Origin of the sequence: Nocardia sp. JCM 34519.1, assembly GCF_020361265.1 — a bacterium.
In the GTDB taxonomy this organism is placed as follows: Bacteria; Actinomycetota; Actinomycetes; order Mycobacteriales; family Mycobacteriaceae; genus Nocardia; species Nocardia arthritidis_A.
In genome coordinates this window covers 156,770-178,500 of sequence record NZ_JAIRBR010000010.1, presented here as the reverse complement: position 1 = coordinate 178,500, position 21,731 = coordinate 156,770, and the positions used below count along the sequence as shown (strand labels likewise).

Annotated in this window: 18 protein-coding genes; 11 read left to right on the top strand and 7 right to left on the bottom strand. The window is 66.9% G+C overall.

The window, feature by feature from the left end:
* Positions 1-27: 27 nt before the first annotated feature.
* Positions 28-888 carry a haloalkane dehalogenase gene (locus LGY53_RS24505; protein WP_225729050.1) on the top strand — a complete coding sequence of 287 codons (861 nt, stop codon included), beginning with the start codon at positions 28-30 and terminating at the stop codon, positions 886-888.
* Between the two features lie 10 nt (positions 889-898).
* Here LGY53_RS24505 and LGY53_RS24500 read toward each other — a convergent pair whose 3' ends face one another.
* On the bottom strand, positions 899-2,242 hold the full coding sequence (locus LGY53_RS24500; RefSeq protein ID WP_225729049.1) for a hypothetical protein: 1,344 nt from the start codon (positions 2,240-2,242) through the stop codon (positions 899-901).
* 201 nt (positions 2,243-2,443) lie between these two features.
* On the opposite strand from LGY53_RS24500, the gene LGY53_RS24495 reads away from it, so the two are divergent.
* A complete protein-coding gene (locus LGY53_RS24495; protein WP_225729048.1) occupies positions 2,444-4,627 on the top strand; it encodes an acyltransferase family protein in 2,184 nt (727 codons plus the stop codon).
* Positions 4,628-4,675: 48 nt separating this feature from the next.
* Positions 4,676-5,908: a PepSY domain-containing protein gene (locus LGY53_RS24490; protein WP_225729047.1), complete on the top strand. Its 1,233-nt coding sequence runs from the start codon at positions 4,676-4,678 to the stop codon at positions 5,906-5,908.
* 9 nt (positions 5,909-5,917) lie between these two features.
* Here the strand turns inward: LGY53_RS24490 and LGY53_RS24485 are convergent, their stop codons facing one another.
* A complete protein-coding gene (locus LGY53_RS24485) occupies positions 5,918-6,850 on the bottom strand; it encodes a PHB depolymerase family esterase (RefSeq protein ID WP_225729046.1) in 933 nt (310 codons plus the stop codon).
* A 148-nt stretch (positions 6,851-6,998) separates the two neighbouring features.
* On the opposite strand from LGY53_RS24485, the gene LGY53_RS24480 reads away from it, so the two are divergent.
* Positions 6,999-8,507: a cellulase family glycosylhydrolase gene (locus tag LGY53_RS24480; protein WP_225729045.1), complete on the top strand. Its 1,509-nt coding sequence runs from the start codon at positions 6,999-7,001 to the stop codon at positions 8,505-8,507.
* A gap of 1 nt (position 8,508) precedes the next feature.
* On the opposite strand, the gene LGY53_RS24475 is transcribed toward LGY53_RS24480, so the two are convergent.
* On the bottom strand, positions 8,509-9,705 hold the full coding sequence (locus LGY53_RS24475) for an aldose epimerase family protein (RefSeq protein ID WP_225729044.1): 1,197 nt from the start codon (positions 9,703-9,705) through the stop codon (positions 8,509-8,511).
* Between the two features lie 528 nt (positions 9,706-10,233).
* Here LGY53_RS24475 and LGY53_RS24470 point away from each other — a divergent pair.
* From LGY53_RS24470 to LGY53_RS24440, 7 genes are read left to right on the top strand one after another with little or no spacing between them, the layout of a single operon-like run.
* Positions 10,234-11,505, top strand: a complete 1,272-nt coding sequence (locus LGY53_RS24470) for a DegT/DnrJ/EryC1/StrS aminotransferase family protein (RefSeq protein WP_225729043.1) — start codon at positions 10,234-10,236, stop codon at positions 11,503-11,505.
* The gene (locus tag LGY53_RS24465) at positions 11,502-12,665 is read left to right on the top strand and encodes an MFS transporter (RefSeq protein WP_225729042.1); all 1,164 of its coding nucleotides are present in this window, start codon (positions 11,502-11,504) and stop codon (positions 12,663-12,665) included. The genes LGY53_RS24470 and LGY53_RS24465 overlap by 4 nt, the downstream gene beginning before the upstream one ends.
* On the top strand, positions 12,662-13,588 hold the full coding sequence (locus LGY53_RS24460; RefSeq protein ID WP_225729041.1) for a sulfotransferase: 927 nt from the start codon (positions 12,662-12,664) through the stop codon (positions 13,586-13,588). Before LGY53_RS24465 ends, LGY53_RS24460 begins: the two co-directional genes overlap by 4 nt.
* A gap of 2 nt (positions 13,589-13,590) precedes the next feature.
* Positions 13,591-14,394 (top strand): SDR family NAD(P)-dependent oxidoreductase, encoded by an 804-nt coding sequence (locus LGY53_RS24455; RefSeq protein ID WP_225729040.1) that lies wholly within the window; start codon positions 13,591-13,593, stop codon positions 14,392-14,394.
* 30 nt (positions 14,395-14,424) lie between these two features.
* Positions 14,425-15,291 (top strand): family 3 encapsulin nanocompartment shell protein, encoded by an 867-nt coding sequence (locus LGY53_RS24450; RefSeq protein ID WP_225729039.1) that lies wholly within the window; start codon positions 14,425-14,427, stop codon positions 15,289-15,291.
* Positions 15,292-15,303: 12 nt separating this feature from the next.
* On the top strand, positions 15,304-16,602 hold the full coding sequence (locus LGY53_RS24445) for an FAD-dependent oxidoreductase (RefSeq protein ID WP_225729038.1): 1,299 nt from the start codon (positions 15,304-15,306) through the stop codon (positions 16,600-16,602).
* A 1-nt stretch (position 16,603) separates the two neighbouring features.
* Entirely contained in the window at positions 16,604-17,296 is a 693-nt protein-coding gene (locus LGY53_RS24440; protein WP_255664248.1) for an aspartate/glutamate racemase family protein, read from the top strand.
* 97 nt (positions 17,297-17,393) lie between these two features.
* Here LGY53_RS24440 and LGY53_RS24435 read toward each other — a convergent pair whose 3' ends face one another.
* The 4 genes from LGY53_RS24435 to LGY53_RS24420 form a co-directional block, all read right to left on the bottom strand.
* Positions 17,394-17,882: an LURP-one-related/scramblase family protein gene (locus LGY53_RS24435; RefSeq protein ID WP_225732634.1), complete on the bottom strand. Its 489-nt coding sequence runs from the start codon at positions 17,880-17,882 to the stop codon at positions 17,394-17,396.
* A gap of 23 nt (positions 17,883-17,905) precedes the next feature.
* Positions 17,906-19,090, bottom strand: a complete 1,185-nt coding sequence (locus LGY53_RS24430; RefSeq protein WP_225729036.1) for an alginate lyase family protein — start codon at positions 19,088-19,090, stop codon at positions 17,906-17,908.
* Between the two features lie 223 nt (positions 19,091-19,313).
* Positions 19,314-20,933, bottom strand: a complete 1,620-nt coding sequence (locus LGY53_RS24425) for an ATP-binding cassette domain-containing protein (protein ID WP_225729035.1) — start codon at positions 20,931-20,933, stop codon at positions 19,314-19,316.
* 203 nt (positions 20,934-21,136) lie between these two features.
* On the bottom strand, positions 21,137-21,724 hold the full coding sequence (locus tag LGY53_RS24420) for a TetR/AcrR family transcriptional regulator (protein WP_225729034.1): 588 nt from the start codon (positions 21,722-21,724) through the stop codon (positions 21,137-21,139).
* Between the last annotated feature and the right edge of the window lie 7 nt (positions 21,725-21,731).

Here is a 21,731-nt window from a genome sequence, read left to right as displayed (position 1 = left end):
GTAGTATGGCGTCCGAAGGAGGGACCAATGCTGATTGATTTCGTTCCCGACGGGGACCTGTACCCATTCGAGTCGCGGTGGTTCGACTCGTCCGTCGGCCGAGTGCACTACATCGACGAGGGGGCCGGGCCGACGATCCTGTTCTGTCACGGCGCTCCGGCGTGGAGTTTCCTCTACCGCCATATCGTGCAACGGCTGCGCGACCGGTATCGGTGTGTCGCCGTCGACTACCTGGGTTTCGGATTGTCCGAGCGCCCTGCGGGTTTCGGCTACACCGTCGCCGAGCACACCGCGGTTCTCGGCGAGCTGATCGATCATCTGCGGCTCGACGGCTTCGTACTGATGGGACACGATTGGGGTGGGCCGATCGGTCTCGGCGCGCTCACCGAGCGCGCGGACCGGGTGCGCGGAATCGTATTGGGCAACACCGTATTCTGGCCGATCGAAGCGCTCGCGAATCGAGCCTTCAGCATGGTCATGAGCAGTCGTCCGATGCAGCGCCGGATCCTCGAACGGAATTTCCTCATCGAGCGCGTGCTGCTCGCGGAGCTGGGGCACGCGCTCACCCCGGCCGAGGCCGACCACTATCGCGCGGTGCAGCCCACCGCGGCCGCCCGGCGCGGACTCGCCGTGCTGCCCAAGGAGATTCGCGCCGCCCGCCCGCTGCTGGACCAACTCGCGCGCGACGTGCCCGCCCAACTCGGCGATAAGCCGACCCTTTTGGTGTGGGGGATGCGCGACATGGTGTTCCGTCCGAACGACTGCATCCCCCGAATGCGTTCCGCCTTCACCGATCTCGACCTGGTCGAGCTGCCGAACGCGCGGCATTTCATCCAGGAATACGCACCGGACGCGATCGCGACGGCGATCGCGCAGCGCTTTCGTTGAGTGCTCCGGATCAGCCGATGACGATGGTGGTCACCGACATCGGGGGCAGGGTGAGGGAGATCGGGCCGGTGCCGTCGATGGCGATGGTGCCGATGTTCTGGGGTGCGTTGGCGTTCGCGTCGGTGCTCTGCCATTCGACGGCGCTGCCCGCCGACAGGCCCTGGTAGTTGATAGTGGTCGGTTGGGCGGCGGTCGCGGTGTTGACCAGCACGATATTTCGCTGATTGGTCGAGGCGAATGCGTAAAGGGTCGCCGTATCGGATTTGGTGGGGATCATGGCCGAGCCGAACGAGCGGAACAGGCCCTCGCCGGTGAACATACCGATCCCGTGGTAGATCGGCAGCGGCTGATTCCGGGCGAATCCGCCCTCGCCGTTCTCGCTGGTGAGCCCGAGCTGCCCATTCTTGTCGCCGAATTGCAGTGCGACAGCGCCCTTTCCGAGGATGGTGCCGAGTACGGCCGCGCCCCATACGGTGTTGAAATGGGTGAGCGTGCGTGGATCGCCCGACCAGGACAGATTGAATTCGCCGATCTGCATGCCGAGCCCGCGGCCCGGCACCGCGGCATCGATCCTGGCGCGCATATCGGCCAGGGTGGTGCCATAGCCACGCACGACCATGCCGAGCAGATCCGCGTCGGAATAGTTGGTGCCGCCGCCCCGGCCGTAATCGTGGATATCGATGAAGTCGGCGCGTTGGCCGGAGTTGACCAGGAAGGTGTCCAGGTATCCGGTGTTGTAGGAGGCCGTTGCCGGGCCGCCGATGGTGATATTCGGGTTGATCCCCTTCAGCGCGTCGTTGATCTGGTTGAACCGCGAGCTGTATTCGGTGGCGGCCATGTGCTTCGGGTTCTGATCGTTGTCCAGCTCGTTGCCGACGATGAAACGCGTCACCGGGGTGGCGGTCGCGGCGAAATGCTTGTAGATGTTCACCGCGTCGGTGACGTCGAGCTGCGCGGCATGCCTGCCGTCCAAGGGCAGGACGATGATCGGGGCGGCGCCCAAGCCGACCATGGCGGCAACCCAGTCGTCGGCGGACTGGTCGGTCGCGCAGTCGCCGCCGCCGCATTGCAGATGGCTGGCCGGATCGCCGGGCGTCGCGTAGGCCAGTTCCATCCGCAGCGTTCGCGGCGCGAGCGCGGCCATCCTGGCGCGGTGGTTCTGGCTGTTGGTGATGTAATCGCCCTGGCCGTAGCCGGTAATCGAGGTTCCGATCGAGGTCGCCGGTGTCGGTATGCCCGCCGCGTTGAAGTCGATCGTGACCGTCGCGCCCGTATCCGCGTGCGCGGGCAGCGTCGATCCCGTCATCAGGATCACGCCCAGCGCCGCCGCGATCAGTGCCCTGTCCCTGTTCAATTCCACTCCAACCCTTTTCGCGATCTTGATAGCCGACGGTATGCGGCGGTCCGTTCCGCTCGCATGACCCGACTTACCCGGTATGGATGGCCGACGGTGGCCTGATCGCCAGGCCGCCTGCTCGTAAGCGCGTCCGCAACCGCTGTTAGACCGGCTTGAAGTTGTTGCGGTACCACCGAATCGGCCGACACCATGCTTGCCATGGTGGCAGCCGTGCATCGGGGGCCGGGATTTCGGCAGGCCGAGTCACGGTTGGCCGGTGCGCGGCCGGAGCGGGCCTTCCGGTCCGATATCGAGGGGCTGCGGGCGGTCGCGGTGCTCGCGGTCGTGCTGTTCCACGCGGGCCTGCCCGGAATCGGCGGCGGATTCGTCGGAGTCGATATCTTCTTCGTGATCTCCGGATTCCTGATCACCGCCATGCTGTGGCGGGAAGTGCGGGATACCGGCGCTCTCGATTTGGCGCGGTTCTACGGTGCTCGGGCGCGGCGGCTGCTGCCCGTCGCGGGAATTGTCCTGGTGGTCACGGGAATTGCGGCCGCGGCGCTGTTGCCGCCGTTGCGGGCCCGTGCCGTGCTCGGCGACGGTATCGCGAGCGCGCTGTACGCGGGCAACTATCGGCTGGCCGTGCGCGGCACCGACTATCTGAATGCCGATGCGCCGCCTTCGCCGTTCCAGCACTACTGGTCGCTGGGGGTGGAGGAGCAATTCTATTTGCTTTGGCCCGCAGTCATTCTCGGCATCGCCTGGTTGATCGGACGCGGGGGCGGGCGGCACGCGCGGCGGACGGCGTTGCCGTATTTCGCGGTGCTCGTGCTGATTTCGGCGGCGTCCTGGTCGATCTCGCTGAGTTGGACGCGCACGTCGCCGCCCTGGGCCTTCTTCGCCCTGCCCGCACGGGCCTGGGAGCTGGCGGCCGGTGGGTTGATCGCGCTATCTGTGCCGGTCTGGCGCCGATTGCCCGCGCCGCTGAGCGCCGTCGCCGGTTGGCTCGGATTCGGCTCGATCGTCTTCGGCTGCCTACACCTGGGCGATGCGACGCCGTATCCGGGCACCGCGGCGCTGCTACCCGTCGCCGGGACCGCGCTCGTCATTGTCGGCGGTTGCGGCGCACCATCTTTCGGCGTCGGCCGAATGCTCGCGCTGCCGCCGATGCGAGCGCTCGGGCGGATGTCCTATTCCTGGTATCTGTGGCATTGGCCGGTGCTGACACTCGCGCCCACGGCGCTCGGCCATCTGCTCGGTCCGCTGGATTCCGTTGGCGCGGTCGGACTGTCGGGTGCGCTGGCGGTCGTGACGCTCCGGCTGATCGAGAACCCGATTCGTTTCGCCGCGCCGCTGCGGCGTTCCGCGGCGCGCAGTCTCGCCTGCGGCGCCGCGGTGACGGTCGCCGCGGGCGCGGTGAGCACGGCGCTGCTCGTCTTCGTACCCGCCCCGGTCGGCCGTGGCGCGGCGGCGCAGGCGCTCACTGTCACCGCCGAACCGACGCCTGAATCGTCGCCGACGGCCGGGCCCTCGCCCACCGCCGATCCGGCCGCACGGCTGATCGCGCAGGTGCAGGCCGCGATCGTCGCCTCGGCCGAGACTCGCGCCGTCCCTTCGAATCTCACCCCGGCGCTGGCGGATGCGCCGGGGGACCGGGCGAGGGTGTTCGACAACGGATGCGTGCGTTCCTGGCGCGATCTCGGTCAACCCGAATGCGTCGCGGGCGACGCCGGATCGTCCACCACGGTCGCCCTGGTCGGCGACTCGCATGCGGCCATGTGGAGCCCGGCATTCGAAAGGATTGCCGCGCAGCGGAATTGGCGCCTGGAGACGATGAGCAAGGTCACCTGCCCGCTGCTCGAATTACCCATCGACAGCCCGTATCTCGGTCGCGAATACACCGAATGTGAGCAGTGGCGCACGCTCGTCATGGATCGGTTGCGCGCCGAACGCCCACGGCTGATCGTCATGAGCATGTCGCGGCGCTACGGCGCGGATTTCGGATTCACCGCCTACGATCCGGCCTGGCTCGACAGCCTCCGGCGGCTGGTGGCGCGGTTGCGCGCGAGCGGTGCGGCCGTTGTGGTGCTCGGTCCGATTCCCGATCCGCACACCACCGTGCCGACCTGTCTGTCCGGTCACCTCGATGACGCGCTCGCCTGTGCGCCGACCCGATCGGTGGCCGTGAACGACGCGGGTATCGCGGCCGAGGCGGCGGCGACCGAGGCGGGCGGTGGACGCTACGCCGATCTCACCGCGTTGTTCTGCACCGCCGACCGCTGCCCGCTGATCGCCGCCAAGGACCTGATCTACCGCGACGACAACCACCTCACCGTCACCTATGCCGAGACGCTCGCACCGGTCGTCGCCGCACTGGTGCCTCGTACCCTCGTGACCGGCTGAAACCAGGGCCGATATACAGGCCATCATCACTTAGCTTAGCCTACCCTTATGAGTATGGAGGAGGGGCGAGCAGGTGGCCGCGGGCCGGTCCGGTCGCCGCGGCGTGCGCGTAAACCGTTGCGGCGCGGTCTCGTATCGCTGCATCGCTGGTCCGCACTGATCCTCGGGATCGTGTTGGTCGTCCAGTCGACGTCCGGTGCGATCCTGCTCTATCACGCGGAGCTGTTCCGGGCGGGGCACGCGTCGTTCTACCGGCACACCGATGGGCCGCCGGTGATCGACACCGAGCGGGCGGTCGCGCTGGTGCGGGCCGAGGATCCCGGTTTCGATATCGGCTGGGCCGGGTCGGACGGCGGCGTAATCGTGGTGGGCAACAGCGATTTCACCGCCGTCTACGCGGTGGATCCCGGCACCGGCCTGCTCAACGGCCGGGTGCGGTTGACCGACGGTGTGCTCGGCTGGCTGATCAACCTGCACGACTGCGCATTCGGATGTCCGCGCTACTCCGGTGCGCTGCCGATCATGAACGACCAGCCGCCGCTGATCGGTATCACCTGGGCCGCAGTGATTCTCGGCATCATGGGGCTGCTGTTGGTGCTGCTCGCGATATCGGGCGCCATCATCTGGTGGCCATCGATCCGGCGGCTGCGGCACGGATTCCGGGTCCGGTTGCGCAAGGGCCGCTTCGCCCGCGACCGCGATCTGCACGATGTGATCGGAATTCTCAGCGTGCCGTTCCTGCTGATGTGGGGCATCACCGGGACCGCGATCGAATGGCCCGCCGTCGAACGGGCCTGGCTCGGCGCCACCGGTGGCGATACGAATCTCGAACGGCCGCAAGATGTTTTCACACCACGCGTGACCGATCGCGGCGCTCCGGTGTCGATCACCGACGTCGGCGAGATCGCGCTGCGCGCGGCTCCTGGACGGCTGGCGTATCTGATGCTGCCCACCGAGGCCGCACCGTACTACCGCGCGGCGATCGCGGGCGCGTACTCGCCTTACGAACACCGCGCGTTCTACAGCGGCGATGTCCTGGTCTACATCAATGCCGCCGACGCCGCCGATCTGAAGGTGGTGGATGCCGGTCGCGACCGGCCGCTGGCAAATACGTTCTACGCCAAGGTTTTCGAGCCCGCACACTTCGGCTGGCTGGTGAACGGCTGGTGGCGGCTCATTTGGCTGGCCTTCGGGCTGACACCGTTGGCGCTGGCCGTCACCGGGCTGTCGAGCTGGCTGTTCCGGCGCGCCACCAAGCGCGGGCGCCGCGCGGCCCGCTGATCGAGCCGGTCAACCGCACGGATGGTGCGGTTGCGTCATCGAATGCGAGAGCAGGAAGGTCATCATGTCCCGACGGAACTGGTCGCCCCACGGCTGCTGCACCAGCAGCGCGCCGAGCTGATGTTCGGACAGTGTGAGCGTCCAGAACTGGGCCAGTTCGCACCCGGCCGGACTGCGGTAGCGCTCGACGACGGCGGGAATCGGCACACCCTGCGGCGGACCGCTGAATTCTGTCGAAGTCGGTTGGGGCGCAACGGATCCTGGATCTATCATATTGTCGGCCTGCAGCCACTGGGACAGGTTGATCCGGCCCACCGGATAGATGCTCGCCTCGTCGAACAGGCTCTGCATGAAGAATGCCGGCACCGCCCGCGCCCGCGGACCCATCTGGGCGACGATCGCGCCGCCGTCTCCGGTCAGCTGGTACGGCGTACCAGCCAACGGCGCGGCCGCCGCGTACAGGTCGGGATAGGCCGCGGCCATGACCGTCGACATGGCGCCGCCCGCCGAATAACCGCCGACATAGACGCGCGACCTGTCGAGCTTGAATTCGTCGATCAGCGAGGTGGTGATTCCGGCGATTATCGACGGCTCGCCGCTGTCGCGCCGATTGTCGTTCGGATTCCACGGATTCCAGCACCAGCCCGGATTCGCGGCCTGATCCTGCAGCGGATACGCGAGCACGAATCCCATCTGATCGGACTGAGGAATCAGCGGGAGTACCGCGGGCCGATTCTCCTCGACCGGATCGATACAGCCGGGTAGGAAGATCATCAATGGTTTCCCGGTGGCATCGCCGGGCGGCAGATGCAGGTAGTAGTGTCGAGCGCCCGCGGCATTGGCGTAGACGCGCTCGACATAATCATCCGCATTCGCCCGCGGCGCGATCAGCGCACCGGCCAGCAGCACGGTGGTCAGCGCGAGCAGAAGACGAGTGCTCATGCCGAACGAGATTAATCCTCGGACGCGCCGTTTCGGTGTGATGTATTTCATTTCACCGGATAGTGGGGGAAATTCGCCAGCTGCGACGAAATTATCGGATCATCGCCGCGTATCGATTCCGGGCGAAGGTGCGTTGTATCTTGGCGGAATGTCGCAGCCCCGGGTGGTTCGCAGGACAGTTCTCGGTGTCGTCGTCGCCGTGGCCGCGACATTCCTGTCGAGCGGGTACGGCGCCGCGGATCCGGCGGCGGCCGGAGCGGTCCGCACCGCCGGGAAATGGTTCACCGACGCCTCGGGACGCGTCGTCGTATTCCACGGCGAGAACGTGGCGAACAAGAAGCCGCCATATACGCCGTCGGCCACCGGATTCGGTGAACCCGATGCCGAACTGCTGGCCGAGGAGGGGTTCGACGCGGTGCGCCTGCCGATTGTGTGGGAGGCGGTGGAACCGCGGCCCGGACAATACGACGACGCGTACCTCGCCGATATCGCGGACACCGTCGCCACGCTGCATCGGTATGACATAGGCGTGGAAATCGAATTCCACCAAGACCTTTGGTCGAGCGTGCTAGGCGGGGAGGGCGCACCGGCCTGGGCGACGATCACCAACGGCGCACCCGACACCTCGCATGACCTGGTCGCCGCGAACCTGGGCAATCCGGCGTTCTGGAACGCGACCCAGAACTTCTTCGGCAATGCGCCCGGACCCGATGGCGTCGGCATCCAGACACGATTCATACAGATGTGGCAGCACGTGGCGGGCTATTTCAAGGGCAAACCGGGAGTTATCGGCTACGGTCCGCTCAATCAACCGCCGGCGGGCGGAGCCTTCCTACCCTGCCTGGCCAACGCATGCCCGCCGCCGATCATCGATTCGCTGCGCGCATTCGATCGCGATGTCGGCGTCGCCATCCGATCGATCGATCCGGATACCCCGATCTGGCTGTCGGGCGTGATCACGACGAACTACGGCACCGCGGCGGATCTCGGTGCGCCGCCGGTGGCGGGCACCGCATACGGATTCAATGTGTATTGCGTGGTCCAGGCCTTGCAGGGCGGCGGAAGCGGTGGCTGCGATCCGCAGTGGGAATCGGATATCAACCAGGCCGCGGTCTATACCGACGCGGTCGGAATCCCGCCGGTGGTCACCGAATTCGGCGCGACCGGGGATCGAGGTGCGCTGGTGCGCAATCTCGATCTGTTCGACCAGGACCGCGTCGGCTGGTTCAACTGGACGTATTTGGGCGGCGATCCGGCGACCGTCGCCAAGAATCCGGACGACCAGGCGATCGTGATCGACGCACATCAGCCGCGAACTCCGGGCAATGTACGCGAATCCAATCTCGACGCGCTGGTGCGGCCCTACCCGAAGCTGACCTCGGGCACCCCGATCGAATGGGGCTACGACGTATCCGGCCGCGAGTTCACCTATCGGTGGGACACCCGCCGCGCCGACAATGACGGGCGATTCCCCGACGGTTCGGTCACCGTGATCAGCACGCCGCACCGGTCGTATCCGGGCGGATATCACGTCCGGATCATCGGGGGTCGTCAGGTGTCCGAGCGGCATGCCGCGGAGCTGAAAGTCGCCGGTTGCGCGGCCGAGATATCCGTCACGGTCATGCCGGGCGACGGACCGGATCAAGAGGGTTGCTGAGCTAGCCTCTGCCGAGCTCGAAAACCGTTGTCTGATGATAGGTCTGGCCCGGATCGAGCCTCGTGGTCGGGAATTCGGGGTGGTTGGGGGAGTCGGGGAAGTGCTGGGTTTCCAGCGCCAGTCCCGCGCCTTGCCGATAGGCGTGATCGCCGGTGCCGATGAATTTTCCGTCCAGGAAATTGCCCGAGTAGAACTGGATTCCGGGTTGGGTGGTGCGGACGGTGAGGGTGCGGCCCGACGCCGGATCCACTACTTCGGCCGCCTTGACCAGCGAGGTGTCGTCGGTGCGGTTGATCACCCAATTGTGGTCGTAGCCTTGGCCGATCATCAGCTGTGGATCGTCTGTGGTGATTCGCGCGCCGATTTCGGTGGGGGTGGTGAAGTCCATCGGCGTTCCCTTGACCGGGGCGATCCGTCCCGTCGGGATCTGGGTGGCGTCGGTCGGGGTGTAATTGTCGGCGTTGAGCATGAGTTTATCCGCGTAGATGCCGAGGGTGTCCTCACCCGCGAGGTTCCAATAGGTGTGATTGGTCAGGTTGAGCACCGTCGGCGCATCGGTGGTCGCCTGGTAGTCGATATTCAGCCGGTTGTTCTGGTCGAGGGTGTAGGTGACGGTCGTGGTCAGCGTGCCCGGATAGCCCATTTCGCCTGCGGGACTGATGTATTGCAATTTCAGGCCGACGGTGTCGCCGCCCTGCTGAATACTCGCCTGCCACACCTTCTGATCGAATCCGCTGGTGCCGCCGTGCAGGCTGTTGCCGTTGTTGTTGATCGGCACGTGGTATTCGGTGCCGTCGAGCGTGAAGGCGCCCTTGGCGATCCGGTTTCCGTAACGCCCGACGATCGCACCGAAGTACGGCCCGCCCGAGCCGTTCTTGGCGACATAGCCGGCCAGCGTCGGGAAGCCGAGCACCACATCGTCGGTGTGGCCGTTGCGGTCGGGTACCTCCAGCGACTGAATGATGCCGCCGTAGTTGAGGATTCGCACCCGCATCCCGCGGCCGTTGGTCAACGTGTAGCGGAGCACATCGGCCCCGCCCACCTGACCGAACGGCTCGGTGCTGATCGCCGGAGCCTGGTTCGGTGTGGTGACGCTGCTGCTGGGCGTCACGGTCTTGGGTGTCGCGCCGCCGCCGCACGCAACCAAACCCGCCACACCGGCGAGTGCGATGACTCGAGCAATAACGATGCCGCGCATGGAAACTCCCCGCATCCTCATCGAACCCCCCGCTAGTCCATTATCGGCGTTCGGGCCGTCCGGCGTGCGGATTTCGATCGAAGCATTCGGGCAACCCGATGGCATATCACCGGCGATGGTTTCGGTGCGGAACCGCTTTCCGGGGACGGTCCCGCTGAGCGAACTGCTCGCGGACTTGAAACCTACTCGCGCATTACAGGTTTCGAGGACAGTGAGCAGATAGAAGAGTAAAGTGCCTGCGGCACAGTCATATTCGTTAAAGCAGACGGTAATCGTTTGTCCCGCAAGAATGCCCGCCGTCCGGCACTCATCCCATGTGTGCCGAGGAGTTCGCCGTGCCCCCAAAAATGGGTTCGGACATTCCGGGCACGAATGGCGGAATGTTGGCGTACCGTGGCTCGAATCGAGCGTTACCCGCCGGTTCACGGACCGGCATTTTCGGCAAGGAATACGATGGCGGACAACGAGAGTCACCATTCGGCATCGGCTCCGGTTCTTCCCGGCACACGGTCGGCCCACGGTTCACCTTTGGCTATCTACGGCGGAAATCCGGTTCGGCTCACCGCCTGGCCGACGTACGACAGGGGTGCGGTGTGCGTCCACCCCGACGATGAGGCGGCGGCGCTGCGCGCGATCCGCAGCCACCTCTACTTCCGATACGACTATCGCCCGCCGGACGAGACCGAATGCGGCAGGTTCGAGGCGGAGCTGTGCCGCTACTTCGGCTGCCGCCACGCGCTGGCCACCTCGAGCGGCACCACCGCCCTCGCGCTGGCGATCATGGCGGCGGGAATCGAGCCGGGCAGCCTGATCGCCTGTCCCGGTTTCACTTTCGCCGCAACGCCGAGCTCCATCATGCTCGCCGGATGTAAGCCGTTCCTGGTCGACGTCGACGAGAACCTGCACCTCGACGTCGCCGACCTGCGTTGCCGGTGGACGCCGGCGGTGCGGGCGATCGTGGTGGTGCACATGCGCGGATTCGCCGGGGATATGGCCGCGCTGACGCGGTTCGCCGAGGAGATGGGTGTGCCGGTCTTCGAGGACGCGGTGCCCGCGCTCGGCGCGGAACTCGACGGCCGCAAACTCGGGACCTTCGGTCTGGCCGGGGCGTTCAGCACCCAGTCGGACAAATCGCTCAACAGCGGTGAGGGCGGCTTCCTGATCACCGACGACAGCGCCCTTTTCGCCCGTGCCACAGTGCTTTCCGGCGCGTACGAGGGTCGGTTGCGGCGGCACTTCCCGGACCGCGAGCCGCCGCTGGTGACCGATCTGGAGCTGCCGCTGTACAGCTTCCGGATGGACGAGATCCGGGCCGCCCTGCTGCGCTCCGAACTGGGACGGCTGCCGATCCGCCTCGCCGCCTTCCGGGAGAACTACGACTACGTCGCCGCGGCGCTGGCCGATCTGGACGGAATCCGGATCCGCCGCCCGGTCGCGCCCGGCGCGTATCTCGGTGAGGCGTTCATCTTCCAGGTCCCCGGCGGCCACGCGGAGTGGTTCGCGCGGGCGCTGTGCCACGAGGGTATCGAGGCGCGCAACCTCGGCTCGGATTCCGATCACAATATCCGGGCGTTCTGGAATTGGCGGTTCCTGTTCGGCGGGACGGATACCGCGGCGGTCAAGGAACTGCTGCCGAATACGACCCGCTATCTGCAAGGGGCCGTTGACATTCCGCTCTCGTCCACCTTGTCGCGGGCGGACTGCGATCATCTCGTCGCCGCGGTCGGCAAGGTGGCCGCCGCGCTACCGGACCCGGAAGACCTTGGCGCCGAAGCGAACTCGTGGGCCGGGCAACGATGACGGTCTCCTCCGGGACGGGCGCGTACCCGCGTCTCGCGCTCGCCGGGGTGTACGGCGGATTGTTCTGCGGATATCTCGGTCTGTCCGCGGCGATTCCGGTGCTGCCCGGTTATGTCAGGGATCAATTCGGCGCAGGTGATCTCGCGGTCGGGCTCGCGGTGACGGCGACCGCGCTCACCGCGCTGCTCACCCGGCCGGTTTTCGGCGGGCTCGCCGACCGGTACGGGCATCGCTTCGTGATGCGGTCCGGCGCAATGGCCATCGCGGCGGGCGGGCTGCTGTACTTTCTGCCGCTGGGATTCATCGGGCTGATCGCGGTGCGCCTGCTGGTTGGCGTCGGCGAGGCGGCACTGTTCACCGCGGGCGCCGTGTGGACGGTCACGCTCGCGCCGCACGAACGCCGCGGCCAGCTGATCGGGTTGTACGGCGTCGCCATGTGGGGTGGTATCTCGGCGGGCACCGCGCTCGGGGCCGCGCTGCGGCATTTCGGCATCGATGCGGTGTGGAGCTTTTGTGCCGCAATGCCTTTGGTCGGTCTGGTACTCGTCAGCGTGGTGCCGGCGCCCGCGCGCGCCGAATCGTCCGGCGGTGGCGGCGGGCTGCTGGTGCGGCCCGCGGTACTGCCCGGTGTCGCACTCTGCCTCGCGGCCGCGGGCTATGTCGGGCTGGCCGCGTTCGTCATCCGCGAACTGCAGCTGCGCGGAATAGGTTCCGGCGCGGTCGTTTTGAGCATCTTCAGCGCGGTTTACGCGGGCACGCGGCTGGTGATCGGGCGGCTGCCGGACCAGCTCGGGCCGCGGCGGGTGGCGTCCTGGTCCGGTGCCGGCGAGGCCGCCGGACTGCTGATCATCGCCTGGGCGCCGAACCTGCCGGTGGCGGTGCTCGGCGCGGTCGTCATGGGAGCCGGATTCTCGCTGCTGCATCCGTCGCTCGCGCTGATCGTCATGAACAATACGGAGAAGTCGAAACAGGGTGCGGCCCTTGGCGCCTACACCTCGTTCTGGGATCTGGGCCTGTTCGTGTGGGGTCCGGTGACCGGCGCGATCGCGAGCGGATTCGGCTATCCGGCGGTCTTCGTCGTCAGCGCGGGTTGCGCGCTGCTCGCCACGGCGCTGGCACGCACGATCCGGCAATCGCTCGGACAGGAGGTCGGCAGATGACGAACGCACCACTCGAGGTTCTGTGCATTACCGGGTGGTGCCGCAACGGCAGCACCATCATGGGCAATATCCTCAACGAGATCCCGGGCTTCTTCCACGTCGGCGAACTGCATTTTCTCTGGAAGAACGCGGCGGGCCGCGGCGCGAACGAAAGTTGCGGCTGCGGGCGGAAATTGGTGGAATGCCCGTTCTGGTCCACCATCCTCCCGATCGGCAGGCCCGCCGGGTTCAGCATGCAAGCCCATGCCGATGTGGTGATCCGGCGGCAGCTCGGCAATGTCCGGACCCGGCACACCTGGCAAGTGCTGGGCCGCGGCCTGCACAACGAAGAGATCCGCGCGCATGCCGACCTGATGACGCGGATCTATCGGGCCATCGCGGAGCGCAGCGAATCGCGGGTGATCGTAGATACCACGAAGATCCCGGGTGAGGCGGCGCTGCTCGGATACCTCGACGGGATCGTCCCGTACTACGTCCATCTGGTGCGCGATCCCCGTGCCGTCGCCCAATCATGGAGCAGGCCAAAGGAATACGTATACACAATGTCCTCGGCCAAGAGCACCGGCTACTGGAGCGGATTCAATCTGGCCGCGCATGCGATCACCCGCCGCCATCCGGAGCGGTCGATATTCCTGCGGTACGAGGACTTCATCGCCGATCCGGCGGGGACGGTGGACGACCTGTTGCGGCTGTGCGAAACCGACCCGTCGGCGAATCCGCTCACCGATCGAACGATCGAACTGCGCGCGAACCACACAGTGACCGGCAATCCGGACCGCTTCAACACCGGCGTCACCATCATCCGGCCGACGGACGACACCTGGCGGACGGCGCTGCCGAAATCCGCGCAGAAGACGGTGGCCGCGCTGTCCTGGCCGCTGCTGCGGCGATACGGCTACACCGACCGCAACGGAAGAGCCTAGCGGTGGAGCTCGGTCTGACGAACAAGGTCGCGCTGGTGGCCGGCGGTTCGAGCGGTATAGGTCTGGCGATCGCCAGGGAGTTGGCGGCCGAGGGCGCGCACGTCGCGATCGGCGCGCGCGATCCGGACCGGCTCGCGGCGGCCGAGCGCGTCGTGCGGGAGACGGCGCTCGGCCGGGTACATGCCACGAGCGTCGACATCACCGATGGCGCTGCGGCACGGCGGTGGGTCGACGAGGTGGCCGCCGAATTCGGCGGGCTGCATATCGTCGCGGTGAGCGGCGGCACCCCGCCCACCGGCAGCGCGGTGGCCTTCGACCCGGCGACCTACCGGGCGGCGGTCGACGAGGTGCTGATGCCCGCCGTCGAACTGGCGCTGGCGGCGCTGCCTTATTTGCAGGAAAAAGGCTGGGGCCGTGTGCTTTTCGTCGCATCGGAGACGGCGGCGGTGCCGATCGGCGGGCTGGCGCTGTCCGGCGTGACCAGGGCGGCGATCACGCGGTTCGCCCAATCCCTCGCCGCGGCGGTCGGGCGCGACGGCGTAACCGTCAACGTGCTCGCGCCGAGTTCCACCCGCACCCCGTTACTGGAACGGGTCCTGGCACAGCGATCCGCGGACGGCGCGATCGATGCGGAATTGGCCGCGCTCGACGCGCACACCGCGGTGGGGCGGATCGCGCGCCCGGACGAAATCGCCGCCCTCGCCGCCTTTTTGGCTAGTGAACGGGCCGCGTACATCACCGCAACGGTGCAACTGATCGACGGCGGCGCGAGTGTGCTCGGCTCGTCCTACGCGCCGGCGAAATAGCAAGCGGCGCCGGATTTCTCAGGAGGCAAGATGTTGAAAACAGAAGGTATCAAGCAGACTCTGGCGCAGGTGGTCGCCGACCGGAAGAACGAGCAATCGCCGGGCCGGGTATTCGCCGAATGCTGTGCGGAAAAGGGGCTCGACGCGGCCGTCGAGTACGACGTGACCATCACCGACTCACTCACCAGCTCGCGGCGCAAACCGCGCAACCCGGCCCGCAATATGCTGAAAACCATTGACCTGTCCCGTGATCCGCGCCGCTTCTACTGGCACGAGAGCGCGGGTGACGCGCCGATCGCCGGCGCGGAGGTGCGGCGCGAGCTGGCCAGCGGATTCCACAAGTCGCCGATTCCGGAACTGCTCACCACCACGGCGTGGGTCAGGGTGCCGCCCGAGCTGTGGACGGATCCGGAAACCTTCGAGAACTTCATCAACTATCGATTGATCGTCCGGTTGTGCACCGCCGAGAATCACACCATCATCAGCGGCGAGGGCGGGCTGCTGAATATGCCCGGCATCGAACGGATGACCGCGCCGGCGCCGTTCGCCTCGACGATCCTGCGCGCCTGCAACGAGGTCGAGCAGATGGGCGGCACCGCCGACGGCCTGATCATCAACCCCGTCGACTACTACCTGGCCATGGGCAACGGTCGGCTGATGGACGATCTCGAGCAGAACGGGGTGTTCATCGTGCGCACCCGCCTTGTCGAGCCGGGGACCGCGATCGTCGGCGATTTCGGCCACGGCGCACAGCTTTTCGACGCCGGGCGCTCGGTCATCCGCTTCGCCGAACCGCCCGAGGGCACCTTCGCCGATCCGGGTATCGCGCTGATGGCGCAGATCTACGAGCGGGTGGTGGTCAACCTGCCGACGAACTTCTTCGTCGTCACCGTGTAGGCCGGAAACGTGGTGAGCCGAGATCCGGATCCCGTGCGCGAAGATCCGGATGTGGTGGTCGTCGGCGGCGGGGTCGCCGGACTGTTCTGTGCCTACTATCTGCGCCTCGGCGGTGCGTCGGTGACCGTGCTGGAGCGCGGCGCGCTCGGCGGGCCGCAGTCGTGCTCCTACGGGAATACCGGATTCGTCGGCAGCCACGGCGCCGCGCCGTTGGCCGAGCCGGGCATGCGGTCGCTGCGCGCGCTCGGCATGCTGCACCCGGACGCGCCCTGGTATATCGCACCGCGCGCGGATGCCGAATTACTGCGCTGGCTCTGGCATTTCCGGCGGGCGTGTTCGGCCGAGGCCGCGGCGGCCGGATTCCGGATGCTGGCCGGGATGAAGCGGCGCAGCCTCGAATTGCTCGACGCCCTGTGTTCATCGGAAAACTTTGCCGCCGAACTGGATTCACCAGGCATCGTGCTGACGTTCAAATCCGCGCGCGGTTTCGCCGAGGCGAGCCGGGCGGTATCGCGTGCGGTGGACAACGGAATACCGCTGCGGGTACTCGGCCGGGATGAACTCGACGAGCTCGAACCGAAGACGCGGTTCGACATTCATGGCGCCCTGTACAACCCGGAGGGCGCCTATCTGCACGTACCGGCGTTCGTCACCGAATTCGGCCGGATGCTACGGGATTTGGGCGTCGAGATCTGTGAGCACACCGAGGTGACCGGATTCGAGACCGAGCGGCGGCGAGTCCGGCTGCTCCGAACGAATCGGGGCGAATTCCGTCCCGCGGACGTGGTTGTCGCCGCGGGCGCGTGGTCGGCCGACTGCGCCCGGATGGCGGGTATCGGCCTTCTGTTGCAGCCGGTGAAGGGTTACAGCGTCACCATGGAGCGCCCGGCGAACGCGCCCAGTCGTCCGGTGCTGTTGAGCGAGGGCAGGATTGCGATGGTTCCGCTGGGCCAGCGCCTGCGGGTCGGTGGACGGCTCGAGCTCACCGGGATGAACGGCGGCGCCGCCGATCGCAGGGTGCGGACAATGCTGCGAACCGTCCGCGACTATCTGCCCGCGCTGGAGGAAACCCGAATCCTGGAGAACTGGAGCGGATTTCGGCCGTGCACCCCGGACAGCCTGCCGCTGATCGGACGCGCCGGTGATTTCGGCAATCTGCTCGTCGCGGCGGGCCACGGGCATATCGGCATGGGGCTGGCGCCCGCGGGCGGGGAACTGGTGGGCCAGCTGCTATCCGGTGCGCAACCGGTCATCGATCCGATTCCGTTGCGGCCGAACCGCTTCGGCGGCGGTCATGCGAAACGAGGCTGATATGACAGCTGCGATCGGTGTGCTGTGCCTCGACACCGCGTTCACCAAAAATCCGGGCCATATCCGGAATCCGGCGACATTCGACTTTCCGGTCGTGTACGAGGTGGTGCGGGGCGCGACACCGCGGCGGGTGGTGGCCGAGGCCGATCCGGCACTGCTGCGCCCATTCGTCGACGCCGCGCGGAAACTGGAATCCGAAGGCGTCGCGGCGATTACGGCCGCATGCGGCTTCCTCGTCATCTTTCAGGCACAACTGGCCGACGCCGTGCGCGTTCCGCTGTTCAGCTCCAGCCTGATCCAGCTGCCGATGGTTCACCGCATGCTGGCCGCAGATCGCACGGTGGGTCTGCTCGTCGCCAGGAAGGAGTCGCTCACCCAGCGTCATCTGGCGGCGATCGGCGGTGAATCCGTGCCGGTCCGTATCGCGGGCATGGCGGAGCATCCCGAATTCCGCGAGGTGGTCCTCGAAGGCCGCCGCACCGAACTCGATGCCGAACGGCTCGGCCGCGAAGTACTCGACGAGGTGACCGAGCTGGCCGAACGCAATCCGGATATGGGCGCGCTCGTCATCGAATGCACCGATCTGGTCCCGTACGCCCACGCCATCCGATCCCGCATCGGCCTACCCGTCTTCGATATCGTCACCCTCACCGAGATGGTGCATCACACGTTGTGCCGCAAGCCGTTTCGCTAGTGCGCAGCTGATTTCGCCTGGCCAGCCGCCCGGCTGTGAGCACAACCAGTGACATCACAACCGGGCAGCACCCTGGCAGGGGTCTGTACATTCGGGCCTACTCCCGAGCGCGTTCGGCGGCGACCATTTCGTCGATGCATACGACGAGGGCCAGGGCCAGTGGGACGTCGGGGTGGTAGATCTCGACGCCGTAGCTGTCGCGGATCCGGAACCATTTGTGCGAGGTGTGCGCGACCACGCCCTGCGGACCCTCCAGCGTGTAGTTCTTCTCGATGAGATCGCCGCGCGCGATCCACCGTTCGCCGTTGGCGAGGGCGATGGTGAAGCTGTGGCGGACCGGACTGAACAGCTTCTTGCGCACGGTGGCCGCGTGCCGCCCGCCGGACCTGACCACCATGGTGTCGCGCAGTGCGATGAGCCTGCGATGCGCCACGGCGTATATCTCGCCGCCGGGGCCACGCAGCTGGAACCGCCGACGGAAGGTCAGCACCTTGCCGTCGACGAGGAATACCCGGTTCCCCGCGGTGTCGGTGACCCAGTAGTCCTGGCCCAGGCTCAATACGCGCTGCCGCATCACGAATCGCACAGGCTCCAGTCTGCCCGCACTCGTCAGAGTGCGCCGGTGTCGGTCAGCGTCTCCCAGCCGATGAAGTAGTTGACCTCGAATGGGCTGTGCGCGGCCACATAGCGTTCGGTCTGCGGCATCGGCAGGCCCTCGCGGGAGTGGTATTCGTTGAAGGCAAGTTGCACCGCGGGGCCGAGTCCGGTTTTCACGCTGCCGTCGCACAGCCAGTCCGGCACATCCGCGCCGTTATCGTAGGCGGTGTGGAACTCCAGCGCTTTGACCAGGCGGTCACGGCCCTCGGACCACAGGTCGACGCCCTGCATCCGCGCGGTTTCGGCCGCCTGCGCCGCGGCCTCGAAACCCCATCCGGTGTGGCCGAAGTCACGGCAGGTCTCCTGGGCCAGTCCGTCGACGAACGTCGACTGGCCCTGCCAATATTTGATCAGCGCGTCGGGATCGGTGATGCCGGCGTTCGGCGGGGGCACCGGCTGCGGGCCGTCGGTGGTCAGGTAGATGTATGCGGGTAATCGGTTGCGCCACAGCGTGATCGCCTGGCCGAAGAGGTCGTTGTCGTCGAGGAATACCGCGATGCCGAGCAGCGCGTCGGCCTGGATCAGTTCCCAATTGCCGTTCTTGCGTGGGCTTCCCGGGGTCAGCAGCGGCGCGTAGACAGTGCGCAGCATGGTGGCGAAGCGATCGATCGAGGCCGGGGCCCAGCCCGCACCGGTGTAGCGGATGAGCTCTGCGGCACGGGACCAGTTGTTGCCGGACCATCCGGTCTGCAGCGGCGCGTTGGTGTTCGTATGTTCCCGAATGGTCGCCGACCAGGCGTCCATGATCTGAATCGCCTTGTCCGCGTAGCGCTGATCCTTGGTGAGCGCCCACGCGAGGGCATCGGTGTAGGCGGCCATCGAATCGTCGCGTTCATCGGAGCAGCCGTTGTTCGGTTTGGAGCTCGAGCCGCATTCGACGGTGGCGCGCGGCTTGGCCTGCCAATCGAGTGCGGCGTATCGGCTGGCCTGTAGGTCGGCGAAGGCCGACTTCCACGGTTCGGCGCCGGCGGCCAGCCGATCCTCGACGAACGTCAGCTGCTTATCGCCGACCAGCACGCCGGGATGCTGGAACTGCACGACATCCGCTGCCGCCGTGTGTATTTGCGGCCGGACGACGGTGCACACCAGCGCGGCCAGCGCCACGATCACGACCGAAGATTTCCTTGTCACGCGCATCGGAGGATCCTTCCCGTGCCGCGGGATGTGTTGGCCCACAGTAGATATCCCCGCAGCCTGGGAGATCACGTTAGGGATCTCGATCGCGGCCCGTCCAAGTCCCGTTCGGCATCCACCGATACGCGAACAGCAAGGTTCACCCCCACCAGCGCGACACCGATGCGGGCCGATCTTGCCGAGACCCATTGGGGAAGCAATCCCCAAATGGCCCGATCGACTGTGCCTAGAGGTTCAAGCGCGGCCAGCCGCCGACATCACGCTGGAATTGGCGATCATGGGTGGCGACGACGATGGCGGCGGCGGTGGCGTGCAGCGCGTCGGTGAGTTCGTCGACGAGTGCGATGGACAGGTGGTTGGTCGGCTCGTCGAGTAGGAGCGCATGCGGGCGTGCGGCCAGGGCCAGCGCCAAGTCGAGGCGGCGTCGCTGGCCCATCGACAGGTCGGCGATGGGTTTGTTCGCATCCCGTGACGAGAGCAGACCGAGGGCGGAGAAGGGGACCACTTCGCCTTCCGGCAGGAGCCCATCGGTCACCAATTGCGCTGTGTGCGTGGCATATACGTCTCGGGCGCGGCGTCGCGGCGGCAGCTCGGACTCCTGGCGCAGCAGCCGGAGGCGACCCTTGCGGGCGCGGTGCACCGATCCCGTTGTCGGCGTGAGCGTTCCGGTGAGCACCGCGAGCAGCGTCGACTTGCCCGCACCGTTGCCGCCGGTGATCACCAGGCGGTCACCGGAATCGATGGTGAGATCGACTGGGCGGCGCAACCGTTCGTCGACGGTCACCTGATCGGCGCGAATCAACGTCACGCCCGAGCGCGACGGCAATTCCGGCATGGCGAAGCGTTGCGGCGGAACGGGAGCCGTGATCGCATGCCGGTCGAGCGCGTCCTGGCGGCGATGGACGGATCTGGTCAACGCGCCGGCGCGGGTGGCCCGCTGATGTTTTCCGGTGCCCTTGTCCGGCCGCCAGCCGGTGACAAGGCGGTTCTGCGCGGCCGACAGATCGTCGGCCAGCCGAGCACGCTCGGTCTGCTGCTGCTTGTACTCGTGCTCCCAGCGCTCGAGTTCGGCGCGGCGACCTTCGCGGTAACCCGAGTAGCCGCCGCCGTATACGCGCGGTGCGCCGTCCCGCGTCGGATCCAGATCGAGGATCGTCTCGGCCACGTCGGACAGCAGCGCTCGGTCGTGGCTCACCACCACGACGCCGCCGTGGAAGGCGCGCAGCTGGGTGGTGAGGAATTCCAGTGCGGCATGGTCCAAATGGTTGGTCGGCTCATCGAGCAGTAGGAAATCGGCTGTGCCGCCGAGCATTACGGCCAGCCGGACTCGATACCGCTGTCCGACCGACAAGGTCGCGAGCGGTCTTTCTCGATCGGTGATCGCACCGAGTCCCGCCAGCGCGATATCGACCCGCCGGTCGGCGTCCCAGGCGTCGAGGAGCTGCACCAGGTCGAGCGCCGCGCTGTATTCATCTGCCGCACAAGGCTGTTCGGCGGCGAGGGCGGCGGTGGCCGCATCGAGGCAGTGCAGGGCCGCCCGCGCCGGGGCGAGCTGTTCGTCGATGGTGTCGCCGATGGTGCGTTCGTCGTCGGCGGGCATTTCCTGGGTGGCCAGGCTCAGCGAGCCGATGCGGTGTACGGTGCCCGCGTCGGGTGTCAGGTCACCGGCGAGGATATGCAGGAGGGTGGATTTGCCGCGCCCGTTCTCGCCGACGATGCCCCACCGCGAGCGCGGCGTCACCGTCATATCCACGCCGTCGAGCACGACGCGATCACCGCGTTCGACACGGATGCCCGAGCAGCTCAGCTGTGCCCGTTCGCGGGCAGGGTGAGTCGAGATGTTCATGTTCTTCCTCCGGGCACACCCGTGTCTCGGATACGCGAGAACCACAGGGGTGCACCTTGATTCGATGGGGGCACGTCGTGGGTGCCAGGTCATCGATGTGGGTTGCTCGTCGCCGTCGGCGCAGCAGTGCCCGTGGGAATCAGAGGAAGAACAGGTAATTCACGGTCGGGAGCCTATATCCGGCGAGCCGTCCGGCCAAACGATTATTCGGGCGCGCTCGGGTCGGCGGGCGGCCAGTTGCGCAGGACGGAGTCGACGGCGTCGAGGGCGCGGGTCCAGGAGGCGTCGGTGTCGCGGGGGTGGTGGCGGAAGCCGCCGGATTTCTCGAGGCCGACGTAGCCGTGGAATGCGCCGCTGACGAATCGGACGGCATCGGTTTGATCGGGTTCGTCGAGTTTGTAGCCGCGCAGCAGGGCGCGGGTGAGTTCGGCATGCCTGCGGGCGGGTGCGGCGGCGGGGGAATCGGCGTCGATATCGAGGAGGCAGGCGGCGTAGCGGCCCGGATGTTGTTTGGCGTAGTCGCGGTAGGCGCCCGCGAAGGCGATGAGCGCCTCCTTGCCGGAGCGGCCGGCCAGTGCGTCGGCGGCTCGGTCGGCGAGTTCGGTCAGTGCCGATCCGGCCATGCGTTCGCGCAGGTCGCGCACGTTCTTGAGATGCGAATAGAGGCTCGCATCCTTCACGCCGAAGCGGCGGGCCAGGGCCATCACGGTGACGTTGTCGAAGCCGACCTCGTCGGCCATCTCCGCCGCGGCCTGGATCAGTGTGTCGGTGCTCAAACGGGCGCGTGCCATGGACCCA

What these genes read in the sequence shown, in the direction of transcription:
- LGY53_RS24475 (WP_225729044.1), bottom strand. Translation starts at nt 9,705, where the DNA reads ATGCGCGGCATCGTTATTGCTCGAGTCATCGCACTCGCCGGTGTGGCG.
- LGY53_RS24440 (WP_255664248.1), top strand. Translation starts at nt 16,604, where the DNA reads ATGACAGCTGCGATCGGTGTGCTGTGCCTCGACACCGCGTTCACCAAA.
- LGY53_RS24425 (WP_225729035.1), bottom strand. Translation starts at nt 20,933, where the DNA reads ATGAACATCTCGACTCACCCTGCCCGCGAACGGGCACAGCTGAGCTGC.
- LGY53_RS24450 (WP_225729039.1), top strand. Translation starts at nt 14,425, where the DNA reads ATGTTGAAAACAGAAGGTATCAAGCAGACTCTGGCGCAGGTGGTCGCC.
- LGY53_RS24430 (WP_225729036.1), bottom strand. Translation starts at nt 19,090, where the DNA reads ATGCGCGTGACAAGGAAATCTTCGGTCGTGATCGTGGCGCTGGCCGCG.
- LGY53_RS24505 (WP_225729050.1), top strand. Translation starts at nt 28, where the DNA reads ATGCTGATTGATTTCGTTCCCGACGGGGACCTGTACCCATTCGAGTCG.
- LGY53_RS24495 (WP_225729048.1), top strand. Translation starts at nt 2,444, where the DNA reads ATGGTGGCAGCCGTGCATCGGGGGCCGGGATTTCGGCAGGCCGAGTCA.
- LGY53_RS24465 (WP_225729042.1), top strand. Translation starts at nt 11,502, where the DNA reads ATGACGGTCTCCTCCGGGACGGGCGCGTACCCGCGTCTCGCGCTCGCC.
- LGY53_RS24480 (WP_225729045.1), top strand. Translation starts at nt 6,999, where the DNA reads ATGTCGCAGCCCCGGGTGGTTCGCAGGACAGTTCTCGGTGTCGTCGTC.
- LGY53_RS24490 (WP_225729047.1), top strand. Translation starts at nt 4,676, where the DNA reads ATGAGTATGGAGGAGGGGCGAGCAGGTGGCCGCGGGCCGGTCCGGTCG.
- LGY53_RS24460 (WP_225729041.1), top strand. Translation starts at nt 12,662, where the DNA reads ATGACGAACGCACCACTCGAGGTTCTGTGCATTACCGGGTGGTGCCGC.
- LGY53_RS24485 (WP_225729046.1), bottom strand. Translation starts at nt 6,850, where the DNA reads ATGAGCACTCGTCTTCTGCTCGCGCTGACCACCGTGCTGCTGGCCGGT.
- LGY53_RS24420 (WP_225729034.1), bottom strand. Translation starts at nt 21,724, where the DNA reads ATGGCACGCGCCCGTTTGAGCACCGACACACTGATCCAGGCCGCGGCG.